The organism is Kitasatospora sp. NPDC048722, from assembly GCF_040650235.1.
GTDB lineage: Bacteria > Actinomycetota > Actinomycetes > Streptomycetales > Streptomycetaceae > Kitasatospora.
Window position 1 is genome coordinate 20,899 of record NZ_JBEZGX010000037.1, and the last position, 21,842, is coordinate 42,740.

Sequence of the window (21,842 nt, forward strand, 5' to 3'; positions counted from 1 at the left end):
GAGCGAATGAAGTAACGATGGACATGAAAGGTTCATGTTGTCAACTTTTCAGGTAGACTGTGCCCCATGGAGACGCAGCCGACCGCGGCCGCCACGCCGCAGCAGCCCGACGAGATCACCCGCGAGGTCGTCGACCTCATGGCCAACCTGGTCGCGCTCTTCCACCGCGAGTACGAGGACGCCGCCGCCGCCCGGTCGCTCACCGGGGCCCAGGCCAAGGTGCTCGCCCTCCTGCGCCGGGGACCGATGCCGATGCGACAGATCGCCCAGACGCTCAGCTGCGAGCCGTCGAACATCACCGGCATCGTCGACCGCCTGGAGTCCCGTGGCTTCGTGACCAGGGAGGCCGACCGGCAGGACCGCCGGGTCAAGCTGGTCGCCGCCACCGACAGCGGTGCCGCCGCCTCCGAGGAACTGCGCGAGTCGCTGAACTTCGCCCGCGAGCCGCTGGCCGCGCTCGGCCAGGACGAGCGGACCGTCCTGCGCGACCTGCTCCGGCGGATGCTCACGGGCGCCTCCGGGCCGGGTGCGTGACCAGCATCACAGGCACGGGCGCCGAACCGGGACCTTCACCGAGGTAACCGAACGCCTTCCCGAAACGTCTAATGTTCGAGCACCGAACAGCAACAGACGAAGACGGGGGGACCGTGACGATGAGCAGCAGCTCGCCCAGGCGGCGTTTCCTGCGGACCGCCATCGGCCTGGCCGCCGTCCTGGTGCTGTCCGTCGTGGGAGCCGGTGCCTGGTTCTACCACCGGCTCGACCACAACATCACCACGTTCGACGCGGGCGGCGTCGCCACCGAGCGCCCGCCCGCGCCCGCCCCGGCGACACCGGGCGCCCAGGTGCCGGTCAACGTCCTGCTGCTCGGCTCGGACACGCGGGACGACGGCAACAACGCGCTCGGCGGCGGCGACGAGGGCGTCGGCAACTCGGACACCGCGATCCTGGTGCACATATACGCGGACCACAAGCACGCCGTCGGCGTCTCGATACCCCGGGACACCCTGGTCACGATCCCGTCCTGCAAGCTGCCGGACGGCACCTGGACCAAGCCGCGCAACGACCAGATGTTCAACTCGGCCTTCAGCCTGGGCCAGTTCGCGCACGGCAACCCGGCCTGCACGCAGAACACCGTCGAGAGCCTCACCGGCCTGCGGATCGACCACACCGTCGTGGTCGACTTCAAGGGCGCGGCCGCGATGACCGAGGCCATCGGCGGCGTGGACGCCTGCGTGCCCAACGACGTCGACCAGTACGGCATCCACCTCAAGAAGGGCCTGCAGAAGCTCTCCGGGCAGTCCGCGGTGGACTACCTGAGAACGCGGCACGGCATCGGCGACGGCTCCGACATAGGCCGGATGAAGCGCCAGCAGGCCTTCCTCTCCTCGATGATCAGGAAGGTCCAGGCCCAGGGCTTCTCGCTGCCCACCCTGCTGCCGCTGGCCGACGCGGCCACCAAGTCGCTCACCGTGGACGAGGGTCTCGGCACCGCGATGAAGCTCGTGGACTTCGCCCGGTCCGTCCAGGACATCAAGCTCTCCGACGTCACCTTCGTCACCGCGCCCTGGCGCTTCGCCGGGGAGCGCGTCCGGCTGGTGCAGCCGGACGCGGACACCCTGTGGAAGCTGCTCAAGGAGGACCGCACCCTCGACGGTCAGGGCACCGCGGGAACGGGTGCGGCCACCGCGTCCGCGAGCGCCGGCGCGCAGGCGTCAGCCTCCGCCGGGCCGCTCGCGCCCGAGCAGGCCGCGGCGCCGGTCGTCGTGGTCAACGGGGTCGGCACCTCGGGCCTGGCCGGCTCCGGCGCGGCGGCGCTCAAGGCACGCGGCTTCACGAACGTCACGCTCGGCGCGAACGACCCCGGTCGGCAGACCACCCAGGTCTCCTACGACCCGGCGCTGAAGGCCGCCGCCGACCAGGTGGCCGCCCTCTTCCCCGGGGCCAAGGCCGTCGAGGAGCCCGGCAGCGGGGCGATCACCGTCACCCTCGGCCGCGACTACCAGCCGGCCGGCACCCAGATCAACGCCCTGGGCGCGAGCCCGAGCCCGACCGCGGCGGTGCCCGGCGGGGTCCCGACGGGCATAGCGGAGAACGAGCGCAACGCCGACACCGACCCCTGCGCGAACCTGACGTTCGGGTAGCACTCGTAGGACTTCGGACGGGGCTCAGACCGGGTCCGGCAGGCCCGTGACGACGGCCGTCAGGCGGGTGCCGCGGGGGAACTCCCCCGCGGCGGCCAGGTCGTGGAGGGCGGCCAGGAGCTTCGCGACGTACCGGCGCTCCAGCGCGACGCCGTGCCGGTGCTCGAACCGCTCGGCGAAGGCGGCGAGTTCGGGCCGGACCTTGCCGTAGCCACCGCCGTGGTGGGCGTGGTCGATCCGCCAGTTGCCGAACTCCCGCCCGTACGCGGCCCGGTGGAGCCGCGCGACCTCGTCCTCCAGGTAGCCCGCGCCGCCGCGCAGCACCGCCACGCCGAGGGCCCGGGCGCCGGACGGCAGGCCGGCCGCGATCCCGGCCAATGTGCCGCCGGTGCCGACCGGACAGCAGACGACGTCGCGGGCTCCGAGGTCGGTCAGCTCGGCCGGGATCGCCGCCGCGCCGATCGCGGCGAGCGCGTTGGAACCGCCCTCGGGGAGCACCAGGCACGGGCCCCACCGCCGTTGCAGCACCGCCGGGCCGTCGGGACCGGGCGTCCCCTCCGCGCCGCTGCGGCCGGTCGCCTCGCGGTACTCCGTGCGGGAGAGGAAGGCGAGCTCCATCCCGGCCGCCTCGGCCGCCCGCAGCGACCAGTTGCGCGGACGGCCGGCCAGCTCGTCGCCGCGGACGAGTCCGACGCTCTCCAGCCCCAGCGCCGCGGCGGCCACCGCGACCGCGCGCAGGTGCGTGGAGTACGCGCCGCCGAAGGTGAGCAGCCGGGTGTGGCCCTGCTCGACCGCCGCCGCCAGGTTGGGCCCGAGCTTGCGCCACTTGTTGCCGGGGACGGCCGGGTGCAGGAGGTCGTCCCGCTTCAGCCGCAGCTCGATCCCGGCCCGGGCGAGCGCCTCGTCGGTGCAGTCCACCAGCGGGGTCGGCAGCAGAGCGGGTTCGAGCACCGTCCCAGGCTACCGAGGCGGCGTCGGGGTCAGCAGACCCCGGTTGTAGCCGGCGGCGACGGCGGACGCGCGGTCCTTGACGTCGAGCTTCGTGTAGATGTGGATGAGGTGGGTCTTCACCGTCGCCTCGCTGATGAACAGCCGGGCCGCGGCCTCCCGGTTGGTCGCGCCGGAGGCGACCAGCTCCAGCACCTCCACCTCGCGCGGGCTGAGCGCCTCCCGGACCGGCTCGCGGACCTGGCCGAGCAGTTTGGCGGCGACCGTCGGCGCGATCACCGAGGCGCCGCGGGCGGCCTCCCGGACGGCGTGGAAGAGCTCCTCGCGGGCCGCGTCCTTGAGCAGGTAGCCGGTGGCGCCGGCCCGGACGGCGGGCAGCACGTCCGCGTCGGTGTCGTACGTCGTGAGCACCAGCACCCGACTGGTCAGGCCGCGCTCGGCCATCGTGCGGATCGTCGTGACGCCGTCCATCCGCGGCATCCGCAGGTCCATCAGCACGACGTCCGGGAGCAGCGCGGCGATCAGCGGCAGCGCCTCCGCGCCGTCGCCGGCCTCGCCGACCACCTCGAAGCCGGGGGCGGCGGTGAACATGCCGCGCAGCCCGTCCCTGACCACCGGGTGGTCGTCGACCAGCAGCAGCCTGATCGGTGTCCCGTTCACGAAGGTCCCCCTCATTCCTCGATGCCGATCGCCGGCAGGGTCGCGGTCACCGTGGTGCCGGCGCCCGGTTCGGTCTCCAGGTCGAGCCGGCCCGCGAGGCGCTCGGCGCGGCGGCGCATCACCGCGAGACCGTAGCCGCCGCCGGTGGCCCGGGAGGCCGGTTCGGCGGCCGGGTCGAAGCCGACTCCGTCGTCCCGGACGTCCAGGGTGACGAGGCCGGGCATGTACGAGAGGGTCAGTCCGACCCGGCCCGCCCGCGCGTACTTGGCGGCGTTGGCGAGGGACTCCTGGGCGATCCGCAGCAACGTCACCTCGACCTCCGGGTGCAGCGGGCGTGCCTCGCCGGTGACGGTCAGCCCGGCCGTGGTGCCGTTGCGCTCCTGCCACTGCTCGGCGAGTTCGGCCAGCGCCTCCGGCAGGGCGGCGCGCTCCAGTTCCAGCGGGCGCAGCGCGTGGACGGCCCGGCGCGCCTGGGTGAGGCTCTCGCGGGCGAGGCCGGCCGCGTTGTCGAGGTGGCGCCGCCACTGCTCGGGCGGGGTGTCCTGCTCGCGGGCCAGGTCGGCGGCCTGGAGCTGGGTGACGATGCCGGCCAGGCCCTGGGCGACGGTGTCGTGCAGTTCGCGGGCGAGCCGGCGGCGCTCGTCGGCGGCCCCGGCCTCGCGGGCCTGGACCAGGAGCTGGGCGTGCAGTCCCGCGTTCTCGGCGAGCATCTCGGTCAGCAGCCGGTTGGCCTCGGCGAGTTCGGCGTTGGCGGCCTTGCGGCGCAGGCTCAGCCGGTCGGTGACCTCGCTGAGCGCGAGGATCACGCCGACGACCACCAGGTTGAAGGCCGTGACCGCGAGGAGCCCGCCGACCTGGGCGGCGCCGGCGGGCAGCACCCCGCCGGTCTGGGAGAGCGCGCTCGGCACGGTGGTGGCCGCCGCGCCGGCGATCCGGGCCCGGCCGCGCAGGTACCGGGCGGCGTGCAGGTAGCCGGTGAAGGCGAAGAAGCCGAAGTACGGGTTGTCCAGCACCAGGACGGTGATCAGCACCAGCAGGACGGCGAAGTGGGCACCGGCCCAGCGGGCGCGCCCGTCCGGAAGCGGCCGACGGTCGAGGGCGGAGCGCAGCACCAGCCAGAGGAACGCGGCGGCCGCCGCCGGGAGGGTGGCGGCGGCGGAGCGCGCGGTCGGGACGGGGACCAGGAGGGCCAGCGCGAGGGCGATCAGCAGGGCGACGTAGCACAGCGGGCCGATCAGCCGGTCCAGGCGGTGCTGCCAGTCGCCGAGGGCGTTCTCGTCCACGGCCGGCTCCTTGATCATTCCCACCGGAACAGCTTGGCAGCGGCGCCGCCCGCGAGCACCGCGTACGCGGCGAGTGTGAGCAGGCCCACGGCGTGCGGGAAGTGTCCGTTCCAGGAGTCCTGGAGGGCCTGGACGGCGGCGCCGCTCGGGGTGAAGTCGCCGATCCGGTCGAGCAGCGCGGGCGACATGTCGCGGGGCAGCCAGATCCCGGAGAAGAACATCATCGGGAAGAAGGCGAGGGCGCCGACCGCGTTGCCGGCCTTCGCCGACGGGACGAACGAGGCGATCAGCAGGCCGACCGACATCATCGCGGCGGCGGCGAGCACGAAGGCCAGCAGGAAGCCCAGCGGCTGGCGCGGCAGCGGCACCCCGAGGGCGACCCCGCCGAGGACCACCAGCAGCACCGAGACGGTCGCGATGCCGACGTACATCGGCACGAGCGCGCCGAACAGCAGCCCCGGGCGGACCGGGCTGGCCGACATCCGGCGCAGCACGCCGCGCTCGCGGTAGGCGGAGAGCAGCGACGGCAGGCCGTTGAGGCCGAGCAGCAGCAGGGTGAAGACGGCCAGGATCGGCGCGTACAGCTGGATGGTGCTCATGCCGTGCAGGTCGGGCGACGTGCGGCGCAGGGCCGGGATGCAGCCGAGGACGACCAGCAGCAGGACCGGAAAGGCCAGGCTGAAGAAGGCGGTCAGCGGGTCGCGGAGGAACAGGCGGGCCTCGACGGTGGCCAGGCGGCGGACGGCGTGGACGGTGTGGTTCATGACGGGGGTCCGTTTCTGGAGTGCGCAGGCTCAGGCGTCGTGGTGGGTGAGGGCGAGGTAGGCGTCGTCGAGGCTGTGCTCGCGGATCCGCAGGCCGGTGACGACGATGCCCTCGCGGGCGAGCAGGCCGGTCACCTCGTCGGCGAAGTCCCCGGTGCCGGTGACCTCGATCCGGCCGTCCCGCTCCTCGACGGCGGTGACCCCGGGCAGGGCGGCCAGCCGGGCGGTGTCCAGCGGTGCGGTGGGACAAAAGCCCAGGGTGCCGCCGCTGCCGGAGCGGGCGACCAGCTCGGCCGGCGTGCCGGCGGCGACGATCCGCCCGCCGTCCAGGACGGCGGCCCGGTCGCAGAGCGCCTCGACCTCGTCCATGAAGTGCGAGACCAGCACCACCGTCACGCCGTTGTCGCGGATCCGGCGGACCAGCTCCCAGGTGTCCCGGCGGCCCTGCGGGTCGAGCGCGGTGGTCAGCTCGTCCAGGAACGCCACCTCCGGGTCGCCGACCAGGGCGAGGGCGATGAACAGCCGCTGGCGCTGGCCGCCGGAGAGCTTGTCGAACGGCGTCCGGACCTCGCCGGCCAGCCCCCACTCGTCGAGCAGCTCGCGCGGCTCCCGCGGCTTCGGGTAGAGGGCGGCGTACAGCTCCAGCGCCTCACCGACCCGCAACGCGCCCTGCAGCTGGGCCTGCTGGAGCTGGATGCCGATCCGGGGGCGCAGCTTGTGCGCGTCGCGGACCGGGTCCAGGCCAAGCACCCGGACGGTCCCGGAGTCGGCCCGGCGCAGGCCCTCGCAGCACTCGACGGCGGTGGTCTTGCCGGCGCCGTTCGGGCCCAGCAGGCCGAACACCTCGCCGCGCTCCACGGTGAAGGACACGTCCTCCAGCACCTGGCGCCGCCCGTACGCCTTCCGCAGGCCCGCCACCTCGATCACGGCCATCGTGCCGCTCCCTCCCGTTCGTCCCGGGTGCTCCCCGGCTCACAACGAGCTTCCCGCGCGGGGGCCCTGCGGCGGATCGACCAGCCGGTCCCACCGGTCGGACGATGCGGTGGAGCGCCGATCAACCGATCGGTGGATGGTGCGGATCCACCGGGTCGCGGAAGCCCCCCGGAACCCGGGAAGCCCGGCTGCCGTGGACGGCGGCCGGGCTCGGGGGTCGGGCTCGGGGGTCGGGGCGGTCAGGCCGCGGCGCCCTCCGCACTGCGGGAGGCGGCGATGGCCCGGCGCAGCGCGCGCGGGACGGGCCCGGCGGCGGGTGCCAGCTTCTGGATCCGGGTACGGTGCTCGCGGCTCTGGCGCCACGTCAGGGCCGTGCCCAGCCGGGCCGCGTCCACCAGCGCGACCACGGCGGCGTCCGCCGGGTCGACCCGGCTCAGCGGCGCGCTCAGCGCCGACGTGACCGCCGCCGCCAGCGCCTTGCGCGCACCGGGCTCCCGCAGCGTGATCCGGCGGCCGGGGAAGATCCCGAGGATCCGGTGCTCCTCGACCCGGATCCGGCCGGCCTGCGCGAGCCCGTCGCGCACCACCCGGCCGGCGCGGCCGGCCGGGCCGGGGCGCCGGCCGATCCAGTGTTGCCAGCTGCGCCGCCGCCCTTCGCGGATCTGCTCCAGCAGCGCGGCGGAGAGCGGGTCGAGACCGTCGGCCGCGGCGCCCTCGACCACGGCCGGGTGGCGGCCGTCGTCGCGGATCAGCCCGCGCCGCAGCAGTTCGACGAGGGCCGCCGCCCGCAGCACGAGGTCGAGCCTCGCGGTGGCGCTCAGGCGCTCGCGCGCGGGGTTGTAGGCGAGCAGGTACAGCTTCTCCGGCAGGGCCGTGGGCACGTCCATGGTGCGCTCCAAGCTGAGGACGGTGTGGTGGTGTGCCGCCCGGTCAGTCGGCGTCGGGGCCGTCGTCCGGGCTCTCCTTGGGCGGTCGGCCGCGCCGGGGAAGCGTCGCAGCACCGCTGGGCATCCGCCCCGCGTCCGTGAGGGCGCGGCGGAGCAGGAACTCGATCTGTGCATTCGCGCTGCGCAGTTCGTCCGCCGCCCACCGGGCCAGCGCGTCGTGCACCGCCGGGTCCAGGCGCAGCAGGATCTTCTTCCGCTCGGTCGCCAACGCCGCGCCGCTCCTTACTGGTAGAGGGAGCCCGTGTTCACGACCGGCTGGGTGCCGCGGTCTCCGCAGAGCACCACGAGGAGGTTGCTCACCATGGCCGCCTTGCGCTCCTCGTCCAGTTCGACGACGTCGCGCTCGGCCAGCCGGTCCAGGGCCTCCTCGACCATACCGACGGCGCCCTCGACGATCAGCCTGCGCGCGGCCACCACGGCCCCGGCCTGCTGGCGCTGCAGCATCACCTGGGCGACCTCGGGCGCGTACGCGAGCCGGGTGATCCGGGACTCGACGACCCGCACGCCGGCCGACACGACCCGGGCGGCGATCTCGGCGGAGAGCTTGCGGGTGATCTCGTCGGCGCCGTCGCGCAGCGACAACTCGCCCTCGCGGTGGGCGTCGTAGGGGTAGCTGCCGGCGATGTGCCGGACGGCGGTCTCGGTCTGGATGGCGACGAAGTCGGTGTAGTCGTCGACCTCGAACACGGCCTTGGCGGTGTCCTCGACCTGCCAGACCACGACGGCGGCCATCTCGATCGGGTTGCCGTCGGCGTCGTTGACCTTGCTGGTCTCGGTCTCGTGGTTGCGGATCCGGGTGGAGATCCGGCGGCGGCTGGTGAAGGGGTTCACCCAGCTCAGGCCCTCGGTGCGGATGGTGCCGCGGTAGTCGCCGAGCAGCTGGACCACCCGGGCCTCGCCGGGCGAGACCACGGTCAGGCCGGCCAGCACCACCAGCGAGGCCAGCGCCAGCAGCGGCCCGGCGACCACCAGGGCGGTGCCGAGGCCCTTGGCGCCGCCCGCGATCTGCACGCCGCCGACGATGACCAGGGCGGCCCCCGCGACCAGCCCGAGCAGGCCGGCCCCGAGGACCGGCAGACCGGCGCGGGGGGTGATGAGGCGTTCGGTGATCTTGGGGACCGGCAGGTCCAGGACAGGGCCGTCTTCGTCGTCGACGTCGACGGGGATGCGCGGTGTGGTCATGGGACCGGCTCCTCCAGCGAGTGATTCCGCCTAGCAATCAAAGTGATATCACTTTTCGCGCGAGCGGGCCAGGGGCCGGAACGGAACGACGGGGGTGGCGGCCGAGGAACCGGCAAACGCGCTGCTCAGGCGCCCGGAACGTCAGCGGAACGTTCCCGGACCCTGACCGAGTGGGTGAACTTCGGCGTGTAATCACCGCCGGACGGTCGCCGTTCGCCTACAGTTCTCGCAGGTCAGCGACCCCTCGGCCCGATGGGCCGGTCGATCTGGGTGGGGCGGGTGGGACTCGAACCCACGACCAAGGGATTATGAGTCCCCTGCTCTAACCGGCTGAGCTACCGCCCCGGTTCGCCGCGCGCGCCGGTCGTCGGCCACGGCAGCAGCAGACGGCCCCGAAAGGCCGTCCCGGGCAGCATAGCCGGTCGATCACCCGTGGTGCGCGCCGGGGGCGCACATGGGGTGCGCGGGCGTGCACGCCGTTTCCGTGCGGACCAGTCCGGTTGGCACGCGCGACGGCGGGCGGGCAGCCTGAGCGGGTGACGATGCGTGAGGCGGGAGTGGCGGCGGGCACCGTGCTGGTGCTGCTGGCGGCGGCCGGCTGCACCACGGCGGCCCGCCCCGGCGCCGGCGCCCCGACCGTCACCTCGGCCCCGGCCTCGCCCGGCGCCTCGTCCGCCGCGTCGGACGGCGCCCACGGCTGGAGCCGCCAGCGCCTCAAGGGCGCGCTCGGCAAGCACACCGGGATCACCCGCACCGCCAGGCCCACCGTGCTCAACGGCCTGGTCGGCGCCGTCTTCACCCGCAACGCGGACGGCGACCACTTCTGCACCGCCAGCGTGGTCGACAGCGCCGGCCAGAACCTCATCGTCACCGCCGCGCACTGCGTCTGGGACCCGAAGCTCGGCCAGCGCAGCGACCTGGTCTTCGTGCCCGGCTACCGCAACGGCGACACCCCGAGCGGCATCTGGCCACTGGTGGCCGTCACCGTCGACGACGGCTGGAAGGACCACGCCGACCCGGACGTGGACGTCGCCTTCGCCGTCGTCCAGGCCCAGAACGGGCAGCAGGTGCAGCAGGTGCTCGGCGCCAACAAACTGGGCGTCAACCTCGGCTACCAGCTCCCCGTGCGGGTCACCGGCTACCCCGGGACCAGCGACGTCCCGATCACCTGCGCCAACAACACCGTCGAACAGAGCCCCACCCAGCTGCGGATCGACTGCCCCGACTACACCGGCGGCACCAGCGGCAGCCCGTGGGTCACCGACTTCGACCCGAGCACCAGGACCGGCACGGTGGTCGGCGTGATCGGCGGCTACCAGGAGGGCGGCGACAACCCCGACATCTCGTACACCAGCTACTTCGGGGACCGCGTCCAGGCGCTCTACGACCGAGCGACCCAGTAGCCGGGCGGGCACGGGCGCCCGCGCCGCGGTGTGATCGAACGACCGGCAGTGGCGCTGCCGCGCGCGGCCTGGTAGATGTTCCCCACGAACGGCGGACAACAGGACCCGCACCCGCCCCGAGGAAACGAGACGGAGCCCCGATGGCCCCCCGCCCGGCACGGCCCGCGCGCGCCGCACGGACGGCCGCGCTGACGGCCCTGCTGCTCGCCGCCGGCACCGCCTGCGCCGGGACGGACGAGGCGCCCACCGCCGAGGTCGCGCAGCAGAGCGCGGCCCGCGACCGCATCGGCACCCTCTCGGTCCGCACCCCGCAGGGCCCACGGGCCTGCACGGCCAGCGTCGTGCAGAGCCCCGGGCACAACCTGCTGGTGACCGCCGCGCACTGCGTGCAGAACCGCAGGGTCGGCCTGCTGGACGGCCTGGTGTTCACCCCCGGCTACCGCAACGGATACTCCCCGTACGGGAGTTGGCCGGTGCAGTCGATCACCGTCGACCCCCACTGGGCGGACGACCACGATCCCGAGTACGACGTGGCATTCATCACCGTCCGCCCGGTCGACGGCCGGGAGGTCGAGGACGCCGTCGGCGGCAACCGGCTCGCCACCGGCCAGGGCTTCGGGCTGGACGTGTCGGTCACCGGCTACCCCAACGAGCGCGACGAGCCGATCACCTGCTCGGTCCGGACCCGCTCGCAGAGCCCGACCCAGGAGCGCTTCGACTGCGGCGGCTACACCGACGGCACCAGCGGCAGCCCGTGGGTCACCCCCGGCGGGACGGTCGTCGGCGTCATCGGCGGCTACGAGGAGGGCGGGAACACCCCCGGCACCTCGTACAGCATCACCTTCGACGGCCGGGTCTCCGACCTGTACCGGCAGGCGACCGCCTGACGGCCCGGGCGGGACGGGTGTGGCGGGTGTGACGGAGACGACACGGGGACGGGAAACACGAAGGCCCCCCGGTCGTCCGAGGGGCCTTCGCTCTGAGCAGTCACCGGGCGCACCCGGCGCAGCTCCCGCATTTGGACTCGAACCAAAAACCTGCCGGTTAACAGCCGGCTGCTCTGCCAATTGAGCTATGCGGGATCGCGGTACACAACTGCCGTACCACGGAGGGAAAACGGACCCCGAGGGACCGCTTCCCGAGCTCCCCCAATTGGACTCGAACCAATAACCTGCCGATTAACAGTCGGCTGCTCTGCCAATTGAGCTATGGGGGATCGGCTTCCGCTCCGGCCCCGGTTCCCCGGGCTCCTCGGCGTTCGCTGCGGGACATACATTAGCGCACTCGGGGGGGTGGTCCGCCAATCGCTTTCCCCCGCCGCCCCGGGGCCCCGTGCGGCGTGCCCCGCGCGCGCCGGACGCACCCCCCGGGGATGCTGGGGACGCGGACGGTTCGCCGTCCCGACGGACGGGTAGGGCAATGCGGCAGAAGGCCGCCAGGAGAGGGTGGAATCCGATCATGTGGAAGCTGTCGTTGGCCGTCGGACTCGCGGCCGGCTACGTCCTTGGCTCCCGGGCCGGGCGCCAGCGCTACGAGCAGATCGCCAAGGTCACCCGGCAGATCGCCCAGAGCCCCAAGGTCCAGGGCGCGACGGACCGGGCCAGGCAGCAGGCCGGCGCGGTGGCCGGGAAGGCCGCCGGCGCGGTCGCGGACCGGGTCGGCGACCACCTGCCGGCCGCCGTGACCGACCGGGTGCCGTACTTCAACCGGGCCCGCCCGGAGGACGACGGCTGGGGTACCTTCCGGCCGTGACAGCCCGGTGAAGCCCGGGTGTCCGGGGCCTCGTCGGCAGGTACCGAACGGGCAAAGGCCTCCCCGGTCCGGACGCGCCCCGGGCCGGGCTGAGGCATGATCTCGACATGGCCATCGTCGCGGGGATAGACAGCTCGACCAGTCGCACCCGGATCGTCGCGTGCGACGCCGAGACCGGTGCCGTGCTGCGCTCCGGGAAGGCTCCCCATCCCGTGCCCGAGGGCACCGAGACCCGCGCCGGCGAGGTCGACCCTCAGGTCTGGCTGCACTCCCTCGGCGACGCGGCCGCCGGCGGCCTGCTGGAGGGTGTCCGAGCGATCGGCGTCAGCGCGCAGCAGCACGGCATGATCGGGCTCGACGCGGGCGGCGTGCTGGTGCGGCCCGCGATCCTGTGGCACGACCCGCGCTCCAGCGGAGCCGCCGCCAAGCTGCTCGACGCCCTCGGCGGACCGGCCGCCTGGACCTCCGCGATCGGCGCCGTCCCCGGGCCGACGTACACCATCGCCAAGCTGCGCTGGCTGGCCGAGTTCGAGCCCGCCAACGCCCGCCGGGTGGCCGAGGTGCTGCTGCCGCACGACTGGCTGGTCTCCCAGTTGCTCGGCAGCCCCAAGCGCCGCACCACCGACCGGGGCGACGCCTCCGGCACCGGCTACTGGTCCCCGATCACCGGCGAGTACCGGCAGGACCTGGTGAAGCTCGCGCTCGGCCACGAGCTGAAGCTGCCCGACGTCCTCGGCCCCGCCGAGCCCGCCGGACACACCCCCGAGGGCCTGCTGATCTCGGCCGGCACCGGCGACAACATGGCCGCCGCGCTCGGCCTCGGCCTGCGCCCCGGCGACGCGGTGGTCTCGCTGGGCAGCGCCGGGACGATCTTCGCGGTGCACGACCGGGCCGTCGTGGACGCCACCGGACTGGTCTCCTCCTTCGCCGACGCCACCGGCCACCACCTGCCGATGGTCGCCACCCTGAACGCCGCCCAGGTCCTCCGCTCCACCGCCGCCGTGCTCGGCCAGGACCTCGACGGCCTGAGCGACCTCGCCCTGCACTCCTCCCCCGGCGCGTACGGCCTCGTCCTGCTGCCCTACCTGGACGGCGAGCGGACGCCCGCCCTGCCGCACGCGGCCGGCACCCTGACCGGTCTGCGGGCCGAGTCGATGGCCCCGCAGCACCTGGCCCGGGCCGCCGTCGAGGGCATGCTCTGCAACGTCGCGGACGCCCTGGACGTCCTGCGCGCCCAGGGCGTGGGGATCAAGCGGGTGTTCCTGCTGGGCACGGCCGGGCGGCTGCCGGCCGTCCGGCACGTGGCCCCGCTGGTGTTCGGCGTCCCCGTCGTGATCCCCCCGCCGGGCGCCCACGCCGCCCGCGGGGCCGCCCGGCAGGCCGCCTGGGCGCTGGCCGGCACGCCCGAGCCGCCGGAGTGGGAGCTGACCGAGGCCGAGACCGTCGAGCCCGAGGGCGAGCAGGACCTGGCGATCGGCTCCGCGGTGCTGCGCCAGTACCGGGCCGCCCGCGAGCGGATCCACCCGGAGACGGCCGCTTGAGCCGTCCGGCCCCCGGCGGATCCGCCCGATGAAGGTGCGTCACCCCGCCACCGGTGGCAGCGTGGGGCGGGACACCGCCGCCCGAGCGAAGGGCGACGGGCACCCATGGCGCTGCACAAGGGGACCGGCGACGACCGCCGGCTGAACATCAGTCCGTTCGTGGCCACCGCCGACCCGCTCGGCGCGACGGAGCTGGCGCCGCCGCTGCACCGCCTCGGCGACGGCCCCGTCCCGGCCGACACCGCCTGCCAGCCGATCCACGACGAGCTGATGCTGGACGGCAACGCCAGGCTCAACCTGGCCACCTTCGTCACCACCTCGATGGAGGTGCAGGCCACCCGGGTGATGACCGAGTGCCTGGACAAGAACATGATCGACAAGGACGAGTATTGGGCCTGGCCCCGGCCGCGTAGCGCTCGGCGTTGCGGCGCATCCAGCGGCGCTTGAGCGCGAGGCCGGCCAGCATGCAGGCCTCGCTGGAGCCGGTGGTGGAGCAGCCGACGGCGGCGTCGGGGTCGGGGGCGTGCCACAGGTCGGCGAGGATCGAGACGCAGCGCCGCTCCAGTTCGGCGGTCTGCGGGGCGACCTACCTGTCCGGGAAGATCGGCGAGCTCGACGGCTTCCGGCTGCTCACCCGCGGCGACGAGCTGCCGGTGTTCGCCGTCACCACGGACGACGGCGTCCCCTTCGACGTGTTCGACGTGTCCCGGCGCCTGCGCGAGCGCGGCTGGCAGGTGCCCGCGTACACGTTCCCGGCGAACCGGGAGGACCTGTCGGTGCTGCGGGTCGTGTGCCGCAACGGCTTCTCCCGCGACCTCGCCGACCTGCCGCTGACCGACCTCGACCGGTTGGTGCCCGAGCTGCGGCGCCAGCCCGTCCCGCTGAAGGAGCTCGGGGTGCCGGCCCGGACGGGGTTCCACCACTGAACCGTCCCCGCCGGACCTCCCAGTGAACGGCCACGACGGGGAGGGCGCCGGAGCGCCCTCCCCGTCGTGCGTCCCGGTACGTCCGGGGCAGCCTCCCCCCGCGAGGCTGCCCCGGACGGTGGGGGTACCGGGACCTGGGTGTCGGACGGACGACCGCTGAACGGTCCGCGTCCGAACGAAGCGTCCGGTGGGCGAACCGCACCGGCTAGAGAACTGTGCACGACGGAGACCCGATTGTTCGAGCGTCCCCGGGGGTTGTGAGACACTTCGGACCGTCTCAGCGCCAGGACCTGGGGTTTGGGACGGCCGAAGGATGAGGTTGGAGAAGCGGAGACACCCGAACGGCCCGGGGTCGGAGCTCCCCTCGCCCCGGAGCTCCCCCCGATCGATCCTCCCGATCCACCGTCTCGAATGCATGGAAGGGCCGCATGGGTTCCGCCTGGAAGCAACTGCCCGAGGAGCTGACCGGGCCCGCTCGAAGCCTTGCCGAGGAACTGCGCACGCTCAAGGACGCCGCCGGGCTCTCGCTGTCCGAGCTGGCCACCCGGACCCACTACAGCCGGGCCTCCTGGGAGCGCTGGCTGAACGGCAAGCGGGTCATCACCGAGCAGGCCCTGGACGCCCTGATCGGGGCCGTCGAGTGCGACGGGCCCGCCCTGCGGGCGCTCTGGCAGCAGGCCGTGGCCGGGCCCTCCGGCACGGAAAGCGGTGCGGATGACACGTCCACCGGGGCCGTCGCCGACGCCCCGGTGGAGGCCCCGGTGGAGGCCCCGGTGGACGCTCCGCGGGTCGCGGACGTCCAGGACGCCACCGGACCGGCCGAGGTCGTCCCGGCCGGCGAGCCCGAACCCGCCGCGACCTGGTGGCGGCGCCCCGCCCCGCTGCTGGCCTGCGCGGCCGTGGTGGCCGTCGTCCTGGTGCTGGTGGGCCTGCGGGCGACCCGGCACCACGGTCCGTCGACGCCCGTCGCCGAGCCCGGCACCGCCTCCGCCTCCGTCTCCGCCCCCGCGACCGTGCCCGCCAAGCCCGTCTCCTCCGACCCCACCTGCCAGGCCATGGGCTGCGCACACAAGAACCCCAAGGACACCGGCTGCGGCAAGGACGCCCGCACGCTGCAGTCCGACGTCATCGGCAAGGTGGTCATCTACCTCCGCTACAGCCAGAAGTGCCAGGCCGTGTGGGCGGCGATCAACGAAGGCCAGCCGCAGGACTACGCGACCATCACCAGCAGCACCGGTGAGAGCGAGCAGGCGCTGATCCACTACGGCTACGACAACTACTCCCTGATGCTCAGCGCGGCGGACCCGACCGTCACCTTCCAGGTCTGCGGGCACCAGCCCGAGGGCAACCTGTGCATCGCGCCGATGTCCGACCCGGCAGGCATGGTGGCGTCCACCCCGATCCCGGTCGGACCCGCCTCGCCGCCCCCCGGGGTCGGGGGCACGGCGAGTCCCACGGCCGACGCCACCGCGAGCCCGTCCGCCGGTCCCACGGCCGTGTCGTAGCGGCGCCGCTCAGTCGAGGTACCCGCGCAGCTGAGCGGCGAAGGCGTGCTCACGGAGCTTGACCAGCGTCTTCGACTCGATCTGGCGGATCCGCTCGCGCGTCACCCCGAACACCGAGCCGATCTCCTCCAGCGTGCGCGGCCGCCCGTCGTCCAGGCCGTAGCGGAGCTGGACCACCTGGCGCTCGCGCTCGCCGAGGGTGGCCAGCACGGCCTCCAGGTGCTGGCGCAGCAGGAGGAAGGTCGCGGACTCGGCGGGCGAGGCGGCGTCGGCGTCCTCGATCAGGTCCCCGAGCGCGACGTCGTCCTCCTCCCCCACCGGGGTGTGCAGCGAGATCGGCTCCTGCGCCAACCGGAGCAGCTCGCGCACCCGCTCCTCCGTCAGTTCGAGCGCCGTCGCGATGTCGGCCGCGCCCGGCTCGACGCCGCGCTCCTGGAGCAGCGCCCGCTGCACCCGGACCACCCGGTTGATCAGCTCGACCACGTGCACCGGCACCCGGATCGTCCGGGCCTGGTCGGCCAGGGCCCGGCTCATCGCCTGCCGGATCCACCAGGTGGCGTAGGTGGAGAACTTGTAGCCGCGCGCGTAGTCGAACTTCTCCACCGCCCGGATCAGACCGAGGTTGCCCTCCTGGACCAGGTCCAGCAGGGTCAGCCCGCGGCCGACGTAGCGCTTGGCGACGGACACGACGAGGCGCAGGTTCGCCTCGATCAGGCGGCGCTTGGCGATCCGGCCCAGCACCACGAGGGAGTCCAGCTCGTCGGCCAGCGGGTCGGGCGGCGGGGGTTCGCGGTGGAGGCGCTCCTCGGCGAACAGGCCCGCCTCGATCCGGCGGGCCAGCTCCACCTCCTCGGCGGCGTTGAGCAGCCGGATCCGGCCGATCTCGCGGAGGTACTGGCGGAGCAGGTCCGCGGCCGGGCCCCCCGTGTCGGGACGGCTCCGGTCCTCGGGCTCGTCGTCGGAATCGACCTCCGTCGCCGCCTCGGCCTCGGGCACCGGGACGTCCGGGGCTTCGGGGTGGCCCTCCGGCCGGCCCTGGGCGGGCACCCGGGCACCGTCCGGGGGCGGGGCACCGGCCCGGCCGTGGTCCGCCTCCTCGCAGGGGATCGGCACCGGGCCGGCGGGCGGCGCGGGGGGATTCGGTCTGTCGGTCGGACTGGACGTCGCGGCAAGGCCTTGGTCCACGGGCATCCCCTCGGGGCGCGCGCGACTCTGGCGGACCCGCGCTGTACGGTGCTGGGACGCCCTCCAGTGTGCGGTACGCCACGCTCCGTGGCCGAGACTCGTGCGCCGACTTTCTGGACGCGCCCCGCGGGCCGCCCGCGCCCGCGTCAGAGCGCCGCGGCGCCGCGGCTGCGCAGCTGCTGCCCGTACTGCTGGAGCTGCCACAGCTCCGTCTGCACCGCGTGCTGCTGCTCGGCGTCGGCCCGCGGGCCGAGCCGCTGGAGGTAGCCGCGGACCTCGGCGATCCGCCGGTCGACGGCCAGCAGGCGCAGCTTGACCAGGAATTCCCCCGCGTAGACGGCGTCCGCCTTGCGGCGCGAGCGCACCGGCTCCACGGTCAGCTCGGTCACCAGCGAGCGCACCCGGTCGTCCGGGGCCGCCTCGCGCACCGCGCTCGTGAAGTCGGGCAGGGTCGCCCCGTACGCGGCGCCGCCGGCCTTGGCGATCGCCTGCCGCACCGCCGTGTAGGGCGGGGTCGGGAACTCGTCGTCGCCGTAGTGGTCGAAGGCCGGGCTGACCAGGTCCGGGTGCTGGAGCGCCAGCTTGAGCAGTTCGCGCTCCACGAACTGGGCCGGGTCGCGCGGGTTCAGCACGAAGGCGGGCCGGGCCGGGCGGACCTGCTCGGGCTCCGGGCGGCGCTGGGCGGCGCCGCGCGGGTTCTGCTGGCGCTCGCGGTCCCAGCGGGCCAGCTGGGAGACCCGGCGGACGACGAAGGGCTCGTCCAGGATGCCGAGCATGCCTGCCAGACGGACGGCGTACTCGTGCTGGATCGAGCGGTCCTTGATCTTGGCGACGATCGGGGCCGCCTCCTCCAGCGCCGCCGACCGCCCCTCCGGAGTGTCCACCCGGTGCCGGGCCACCGCCGAGGTCAGTGCGAACTCGAACAGCGGGACGGGGTTGTCGATCAGCTCGCGGACCGCGTCGTCGCCCTTGGCCAGGCGCAGCTCGCACGGGTCCATGCCGCCCGGGCTGACCGCGATGGAGGTCTTGGCGGCGAACTTCTGGTCGTCCTCGAACGCGCGCAGCGCGGCCTTCTGGCCGGCCGCGTCGCCGTCGAAGGTGAAGACCGTCTCGCCGCGGTACTGGGAGGTGTCCATCAGCAGCCGGCGGATGATCTTGATGTGGTCCTCGGCGAAGGCTGTGCCGCAGGTGGCCACCGCCGTGGTGACGCCCGCCAGGTGGCAGGCCATCACGTCGGTGTAGCCCTCGACCACCACCGCGCGGCCGGACTTGGCGATCTCCTTCTTCGCCAGGTCGATGCCGTACAGCACGTGGGACTTCTTGTAGATCGGTGTCTCGGGGGTGTTCAGGTACTTCGGGCCGTTGTCGTCCTCGCGCAGACGGCGGGCGCCGAAGCCCACCACCTCGCCCGCGATGTCCCGGATCGGCCAGACCAGCCTGCCCCGGAATCGGTCGATCAGGCCGCCGCGCTGCCCCTGCGAGGCCAGGCCGCCGAGCAGGATCTCCTTGTCCGAGAAGCCCTTGCCGCGCAGGTAGCGGACCAGGTGCTCCCAGCCGGCCGGGGCGTAGCCGACGCCGAAGGTCTTGGCGGACTCCTCGTCGAAGCCGCGCTCGGCCAGGAAGCGGCGGCCGATCTCCGCCTCCGGCGAGGCCAGCTGTTCCTGGTAGAAGGCGGCGGCCACCTTGTGCGCCTCGACCAGGCGGGTGCGCTCGCCCTGCTGGTGACGGGGGCTGTAGCCGCCCTCCTCGTAACGCAGGGTGATGCCGGCCTGGGCGGCCATCCGCTCGACGGCCTCGGCGAAGGTGAAGTGCTCGATCTTCATCAGGAAGGCGATGGTGTCGCCGTTCTCCTGGCAGCCGAAGCAGTGGAAGACGCCCTTGGCGGGGTTCACGTAGAAGGAGGCGGACTTCTCGTCGTGGAAGGGGCAGACGCCCTTGTACTCGCCACCGCCACCGTTGGTCAGCTGTACGTAGTCGCCGACCACCGCGTCGATCGGCAGTGCGCTGCGCACCGCCTGCACGTCTTCGTCCCTGATCCGCCCGGCCACCCCGGAAGTCTACTGGGGTGGCCGGGGTTTCCGGCCGGATCGTTCCCCACGGGCCCGCGCGCCCCGCCCCCGCCTACGTCCAGGCGGCGCCGACGAGTTTGGCGTGGAGGGCCAGCGCCGAGGCGTCGGTCAGGGTGGCGATCTGGTCGATGACCGTCCGCAGGGCCGCCCGGTCGTCCTCGGCCTCGTGGTACTGGGCTGCGAAGACCGGGTCGAGGCCCTCGGGCGCGCGCTCGGTCAGCACGTAGGCCAGCTCGGCGATCACGATCCGCTGGCGGGCCCGCAGCTGGGCCTGCTCGTCGCGCTGCATCACGTAGCGGACGGCGACCGCCTTGAGCACCGCGCACTCCAGCCGGACGTCCCGCGGCACCACCAGCTCGGCCGCGTACCGGGTCAGTCGGCCGGGGCCGTAGCGGGCCCGGGTGGCCCGCTCGGCGGCCAGGCAGAAGCGGCCGATCAGCTGGCTGGTGAGGTCCTTGAGACCGGCCCGGGCGCGCGCGGTGCCGTCGTAGGAGCGCGGCCACCACTCCTGGGCGAGCAGCCGGTCGAGCGCGGCGGCGAGCTCCGCGGGCTCGGCGTCGCGGGCGTAGCGCTCGGCGACCTTGAAGAGCTCCTCGCGCTCGCCGGGGGCGCGCAGTGCGGCCGGGTCGATGTGGCCGGCCTGGAGGCCGTCCTCGACGTCGTGGGTGGAGTAGGCGACGTCGTCGGACCAGTCCATGACGGTGGCCTCGAAGCACTTGCGCCCGGCCGGGGAGCCCGCCCGCAGCCAGCGGAAGACCGGCAGGTCGTCGGCGTAGACGCCGTACTTGGGCGAGGCCGGGTCGGCCGGGTGGGCGCCGTGGGTCCACGGGTACTTGGTGGCGGCGTCGAGGGCGGCGCGGGTCAGGTTGAGGCCGACGCTGCGGCCCGGCCAGGGGGCGAGGCGGGCGGCGGGCTGCTCGTCCTGCGGGGCGAAGCGCTTGGGTTCGAGCCGGGTGAGGATGCGCAGGGACTGCGCGTTGCCCTCGAAGCCGCCGCAGGCCTCGGCGGCCTGGTCGAGGGCCTCCTCGCCGGTGTGACCGAAGGGCGGGTGGCCGATGTCGTGGGCCAGGCAGGCCGTCTCGACGAGGTCCGGGTCGCAGCCCAGGGCCGCGCCCAACTCCCGGCCGACCTGGGCGCATTCGAGGGAGTGGGTGAGCCGGGTGCGGGGGAAGTCGCTGCGCATCGGGGCGACCACCTGCGTGGTGCCGGCCAGGCGGCGCAGCGCGGCCGAGTGCAGCACCCGGGCGCGGTCGCGCTGGAAGGCCGTGCGACCGGGACGCTTGTCGGGTTCGGGGACCCAGCGGGCCTCCGCGGCGTGGTCGTACGGGTCGGGGGCGGCGGCGGGGCGGTACGCAGTGTCGTCCATATGGGGTTCACCGTACGCCGCGCCTCCGACACGCGGGATGTGCCGCGCGCGACGGGGCGCCTACCGGGGCGTGAATCCTCCGTGTACGCGCGCCGTGCCCTGCCGTTCAGACCTCTCGGCCCCCTTCAGCCCTTGACGGCCTTGAGGACGACGGCGGCCACCGCCTCCTGGCCCTTGGCGTTCGGGTGGATCGCCGCGAGGCCCGGGGCCGGGAACGGCGGCTCGACCCAGCGGGCCCCTCCGGCGCACATGTCGTGCCCCGCGGAGGGGGTGGCGGCGTCCACGAAGACCGCGCCGGCGCTCTCCGCGCGCTTGCGGAGCATGCCGTTGAGCTGCTGCTCCTTCTCGACCAGGAAGCCGAGGTCGGCGGGGGCGACGGTGCTGCCGAGCACCGGCACGCAGCTCGCCGGGTCGGCCGGCAGCAGGGCCGGGTAGCCGACCACGTACACCCGGGCCTGCGGGGAGCGGTGCCTGATCTCCCGCAGGGCCTGGCCGAGCCGGTCACCGGCCGCGTCGACCCTGCGCTGCACCTCGTCGGTGCCGCCGCCGGCGTAGCGGTCGCGGCAGGGCGAGGCGGCGCGCCCGTTGCCGACGAGGCCCTTCATCGCGTCCACCAGGTTGTCCTTGGCGCACTGGGTGAGGACCTCCATGAAGCCCGCGTCGTTGCCGCCGATGCCGACGGTGACCAGGCGGGTGGCCGGGGTGAGCGCGTCCAGCTGGGGCGGGTTGGCGCCGCCGTCGGTCTGCTGGGGGCTGGTGAGGTCACCGGTGCGGGCGCCGCTGCAGCTGACGTCCTGGAACTGGCCGGGTGCCAGCCCGAGCGCCTTCGCCACCAGGGACGGGTAGTTGGCCCCGGAGCGGTCACAGCCCTTCGGGTCGCCGACCTGCGGGGCGATCCTGATGCCGGCGGTGTACGAGTCGCCGAGCGCCACGTAGGGCCCGGCGGGGAGCGGAGTCGGCGTCGGCGTGGGTGTCTGCGTGGCCGTGGGGGTCGCCGGGGCGTGAGCGGGCTGCGCGCCCGCGAAGCCCTTCCCGGACGCTCCGTCCGACCCGCTCCCGGAGCTGCAGGCCGCGAGCAGCACGGCGGCCAGCCCGGCGGCCGTCACGGCGGCGGCCGGGCGTGTGGTCATCGGCATGGCATCCCCCCGGGGGCAGGAGTCGTCTCCGTGCGGCGGCCCGTCCCCCGGGCACCGCAGGGGCCAACGAACGGCGGGCGCCGGATGACTCCCGGTCG

At 74.1% G+C, this 21,842-nt stretch carries 19 protein-coding genes, 3 tRNA genes and 3 pseudogenes; 9 read left to right on the plus strand and 16 right to left on the minus strand.

All coding sequences use genetic code 11. The features are described 5' to 3' along the window. Positions 1–66 precede the first annotated feature (66 nt). On the plus strand, positions 67–534 hold the full coding sequence (locus AB0C76_RS25375) for a MarR family transcriptional regulator (protein ID WP_329931053.1): 468 nt from the start codon (positions 67–69) through the stop codon (positions 532–534). Positions 535–653: 119 nt separating this feature from the next. Further along, positions 654–2,144, plus strand: a complete 1,491-nt coding sequence (locus AB0C76_RS25380; protein ID WP_359969689.1) for an LCP family protein — start codon at positions 654–656, stop codon at positions 2,142–2,144. 24 nt (positions 2,145–2,168) lie between these two features. On the opposite strand, the gene AB0C76_RS25385 is transcribed toward AB0C76_RS25380, so the two are convergent. The 9 genes from AB0C76_RS25385 to AB0C76_RS25425 all read right to left on the minus strand — a co-directional run bounded on the left by AB0C76_RS25385 (position 2,169) and on the right by AB0C76_RS25425 (position 9,206). Further along, positions 2,169–3,095, minus strand: coding sequence for a pyridoxal-phosphate dependent enzyme (locus tag AB0C76_RS25385; RefSeq protein ID WP_359969692.1), 927 nt, complete (start codon positions 3,093–3,095; stop codon positions 2,169–2,171). A gap of 9 nt (positions 3,096–3,104) precedes the next feature. After that, positions 3,105–3,752: a response regulator transcription factor gene (locus AB0C76_RS25390; protein WP_359969695.1), complete on the minus strand. Its 648-nt coding sequence runs from the start codon at positions 3,750–3,752 to the stop codon at positions 3,105–3,107. A gap of 11 nt (positions 3,753–3,763) precedes the next feature. Then, positions 3,764–5,035 carry a sensor histidine kinase gene (locus tag AB0C76_RS25395; protein WP_359969698.1) on the minus strand — a complete coding sequence of 424 codons (1,272 nt, stop codon included), beginning with the start codon at positions 5,033–5,035 and terminating at the stop codon, positions 3,764–3,766. A gap of 14 nt (positions 5,036–5,049) precedes the next feature. Then, positions 5,050–5,799, minus strand: coding sequence for an ABC transporter permease (locus AB0C76_RS25400; RefSeq protein WP_359969700.1), 750 nt, complete (start codon positions 5,797–5,799; stop codon positions 5,050–5,052). Between the two features lie 30 nt (positions 5,800–5,829). Beyond that, positions 5,830–6,732 (minus strand): ABC transporter ATP-binding protein, encoded by a 903-nt coding sequence (locus AB0C76_RS25405; RefSeq protein WP_359969703.1) that lies wholly within the window; start codon positions 6,730–6,732, stop codon positions 5,830–5,832. 239 nt (positions 6,733–6,971) lie between these two features. Beyond that, positions 6,972–7,619, minus strand: coding sequence for a GPP34 family phosphoprotein (locus tag AB0C76_RS25410; RefSeq protein WP_359969706.1), 648 nt, complete (start codon positions 7,617–7,619; stop codon positions 6,972–6,974). Positions 7,620–7,662: 43 nt separating this feature from the next. Continuing rightward, positions 7,663–7,887 (minus strand): hypothetical protein, encoded by a 225-nt coding sequence (locus AB0C76_RS25415; RefSeq protein ID WP_359969708.1) that lies wholly within the window; start codon positions 7,885–7,887, stop codon positions 7,663–7,665. A gap of 14 nt (positions 7,888–7,901) precedes the next feature. Continuing rightward, on the minus strand, positions 7,902–8,861 hold the full coding sequence (locus AB0C76_RS25420; protein WP_359969711.1) for an SPFH domain-containing protein: 960 nt from the start codon (positions 8,859–8,861) through the stop codon (positions 7,902–7,904). A gap of 271 nt (positions 8,862–9,132) precedes the next feature. After that, positions 9,133–9,206, minus strand: a tRNA-Ile gene (locus AB0C76_RS25425). A gap of 197 nt (positions 9,207–9,403) precedes the next feature. Here AB0C76_RS25425 and AB0C76_RS25430 point away from each other — a divergent pair. Together AB0C76_RS25430 and AB0C76_RS25435 are read left to right on the plus strand one after the other, a co-directional pair. Continuing rightward, complete coding sequence (locus AB0C76_RS25430; protein WP_359969872.1) at positions 9,404–10,264, plus strand: hypothetical protein; 861 nt, start codon at positions 9,404–9,406, stop codon at positions 10,262–10,264. A 140-nt stretch (positions 10,265–10,404) separates the two neighbouring features. Next, entirely contained in the window at positions 10,405–11,151 is a 747-nt protein-coding gene (locus AB0C76_RS25435) for a trypsin-like serine protease (RefSeq protein ID WP_359969714.1), read from the plus strand. A gap of 122 nt (positions 11,152–11,273) precedes the next feature. On the opposite strand, the gene AB0C76_RS25440 is transcribed toward AB0C76_RS25435, so the two are convergent. After that, positions 11,274–11,346, minus strand: a tRNA-Asn gene (locus AB0C76_RS25440). Between the two features lie 61 nt (positions 11,347–11,407). Further along, positions 11,408–11,480 (minus strand) — tRNA-Asn (locus AB0C76_RS25445). Positions 11,481–11,722: 242 nt separating this feature from the next. Here AB0C76_RS25445 and AB0C76_RS25450 point away from each other — a divergent pair. From AB0C76_RS25450 to AB0C76_RS25460, 3 genes and pseudogenes are all read left to right on the plus strand, one after another. After that, complete coding sequence (locus tag AB0C76_RS25450; protein ID WP_359969717.1) at positions 11,723–12,016, plus strand: hypothetical protein; 294 nt, start codon at positions 11,723–11,725, stop codon at positions 12,014–12,016. Positions 12,017–12,123: 107 nt separating this feature from the next. Then, entirely contained in the window at positions 12,124–13,557 is a 1,434-nt protein-coding gene (locus tag AB0C76_RS25455) for an FGGY family carbohydrate kinase (RefSeq protein WP_359969720.1), read from the plus strand. A 105-nt stretch (positions 13,558–13,662) separates the two neighbouring features. Then, a pseudogene (locus AB0C76_RS25460) lies at positions 13,663–13,947 on the plus strand (glutamate decarboxylase); the annotation flags it as partial. Here AB0C76_RS25460 and AB0C76_RS25465 read toward each other — a convergent pair. Next, a pseudogene (locus AB0C76_RS25465) lies at positions 13,946–14,137 on the minus strand (pyridoxal-dependent decarboxylase); the annotation flags it as partial. The pseudogenes AB0C76_RS25460 and AB0C76_RS25465 sit on opposite strands and share 2 nt — an antisense overlap. A gap of 1 nt (position 14,138) precedes the next feature. Between AB0C76_RS25465 and AB0C76_RS25470 the strand changes: the two are divergent. Continuing rightward, positions 14,139–14,483: pseudogene (locus AB0C76_RS25470) on the plus strand (glutamate decarboxylase); the annotation flags it as partial. Between the two features lie 428 nt (positions 14,484–14,911). Further along, positions 14,912–15,988 carry a DUF2690 domain-containing protein gene (locus AB0C76_RS25475; RefSeq protein WP_359969723.1) on the plus strand — a complete coding sequence of 359 codons (1,077 nt, stop codon included), beginning with the start codon at positions 14,912–14,914 and terminating at the stop codon, positions 15,986–15,988. 9 nt (positions 15,989–15,997) lie between these two features. Here the strand turns inward: AB0C76_RS25475 and AB0C76_RS25480 are convergent, their stop codons facing one another. The 4 genes from AB0C76_RS25480 to AB0C76_RS25495 form a co-directional block, all read right to left on the minus strand. Further along, complete coding sequence (locus AB0C76_RS25480; RefSeq protein ID WP_359969726.1) at positions 15,998–17,179, minus strand: RNA polymerase sigma factor; 1,182 nt, start codon at positions 17,177–17,179, stop codon at positions 15,998–16,000. A gap of 140 nt (positions 17,180–17,319) precedes the next feature. After that, on the minus strand, positions 17,320–19,221 hold the full coding sequence (gene dnaG / locus AB0C76_RS25485) for a DNA primase (protein ID WP_359969729.1): 1,902 nt from the start codon (positions 19,219–19,221) through the stop codon (positions 17,320–17,322). Positions 19,222–19,294: 73 nt separating this feature from the next. Beyond that, positions 19,295–20,608, minus strand: coding sequence for a deoxyguanosinetriphosphate triphosphohydrolase (locus tag AB0C76_RS25490; protein WP_359969732.1), 1,314 nt, complete (start codon positions 20,606–20,608; stop codon positions 19,295–19,297). Between the two features lie 125 nt (positions 20,609–20,733). Next, positions 20,734–21,738, minus strand: a complete 1,005-nt coding sequence (locus tag AB0C76_RS25495; protein ID WP_359969734.1) for an SGNH/GDSL hydrolase family protein — start codon at positions 21,736–21,738, stop codon at positions 20,734–20,736. Positions 21,739–21,842 lie beyond the last annotated feature (104 nt).

What these genes read in the sequence shown, in the direction of transcription:
- AB0C76_RS25405 (WP_359969703.1), bottom strand. Translation starts at nt 6,732, where the DNA reads ATGGCCGTGATCGAGGTGGCGGGCCTGCGGAAGGCGTACGGGCGGCGC.
- AB0C76_RS25400 (WP_359969700.1), bottom strand. Translation starts at nt 5,799, where the DNA reads ATGAACCACACCGTCCACGCCGTCCGCCGCCTGGCCACCGTCGAGGCC.
- AB0C76_RS25450 (WP_359969717.1), top strand. Translation starts at nt 11,723, where the DNA reads ATGTGGAAGCTGTCGTTGGCCGTCGGACTCGCGGCCGGCTACGTCCTT.
- AB0C76_RS25375 (WP_329931053.1), top strand. Translation starts at nt 67, where the DNA reads ATGGAGACGCAGCCGACCGCGGCCGCCACGCCGCAGCAGCCCGACGAG.
- AB0C76_RS25430 (WP_359969872.1), top strand. Translation starts at nt 9,404, where the DNA reads ATGCGTGAGGCGGGAGTGGCGGCGGGCACCGTGCTGGTGCTGCTGGCG.
- AB0C76_RS25420 (WP_359969711.1), bottom strand. Translation starts at nt 8,861, where the DNA reads ATGACCACACCGCGCATCCCCGTCGACGTCGACGACGAAGACGGCCCT.
- AB0C76_RS25410 (WP_359969706.1), bottom strand. Translation starts at nt 7,619, where the DNA reads ATGGACGTGCCCACGGCCCTGCCGGAGAAGCTGTACCTGCTCGCCTAC.
- AB0C76_RS25480 (WP_359969726.1), bottom strand. Translation starts at nt 17,179, where the DNA reads ATGCCCGTGGACCAAGGCCTTGCCGCGACGTCCAGTCCGACCGACAGA.
- AB0C76_RS25435 (WP_359969714.1), top strand. Translation starts at nt 10,405, where the DNA reads ATGGCCCCCCGCCCGGCACGGCCCGCGCGCGCCGCACGGACGGCCGCG.
- AB0C76_RS25490 (WP_359969732.1), bottom strand. Translation starts at nt 20,608, where the DNA reads ATGGACGACACTGCGTACCGCCCCGCCGCCGCCCCCGACCCGTACGAC.
- AB0C76_RS25380 (WP_359969689.1), top strand. Translation starts at nt 654, where the DNA reads ATGAGCAGCAGCTCGCCCAGGCGGCGTTTCCTGCGGACCGCCATCGGC.
- AB0C76_RS25475 (WP_359969723.1), top strand. Translation starts at nt 14,912, where the DNA reads ATGGGTTCCGCCTGGAAGCAACTGCCCGAGGAGCTGACCGGGCCCGCT.
- AB0C76_RS25455 (WP_359969720.1), top strand. Translation starts at nt 12,124, where the DNA reads ATGGCCATCGTCGCGGGGATAGACAGCTCGACCAGTCGCACCCGGATC.
- AB0C76_RS25495 (WP_359969734.1), bottom strand. Translation starts at nt 21,738, where the DNA reads ATGACCACACGCCCGGCCGCCGCCGTGACGGCCGCCGGGCTGGCCGCC.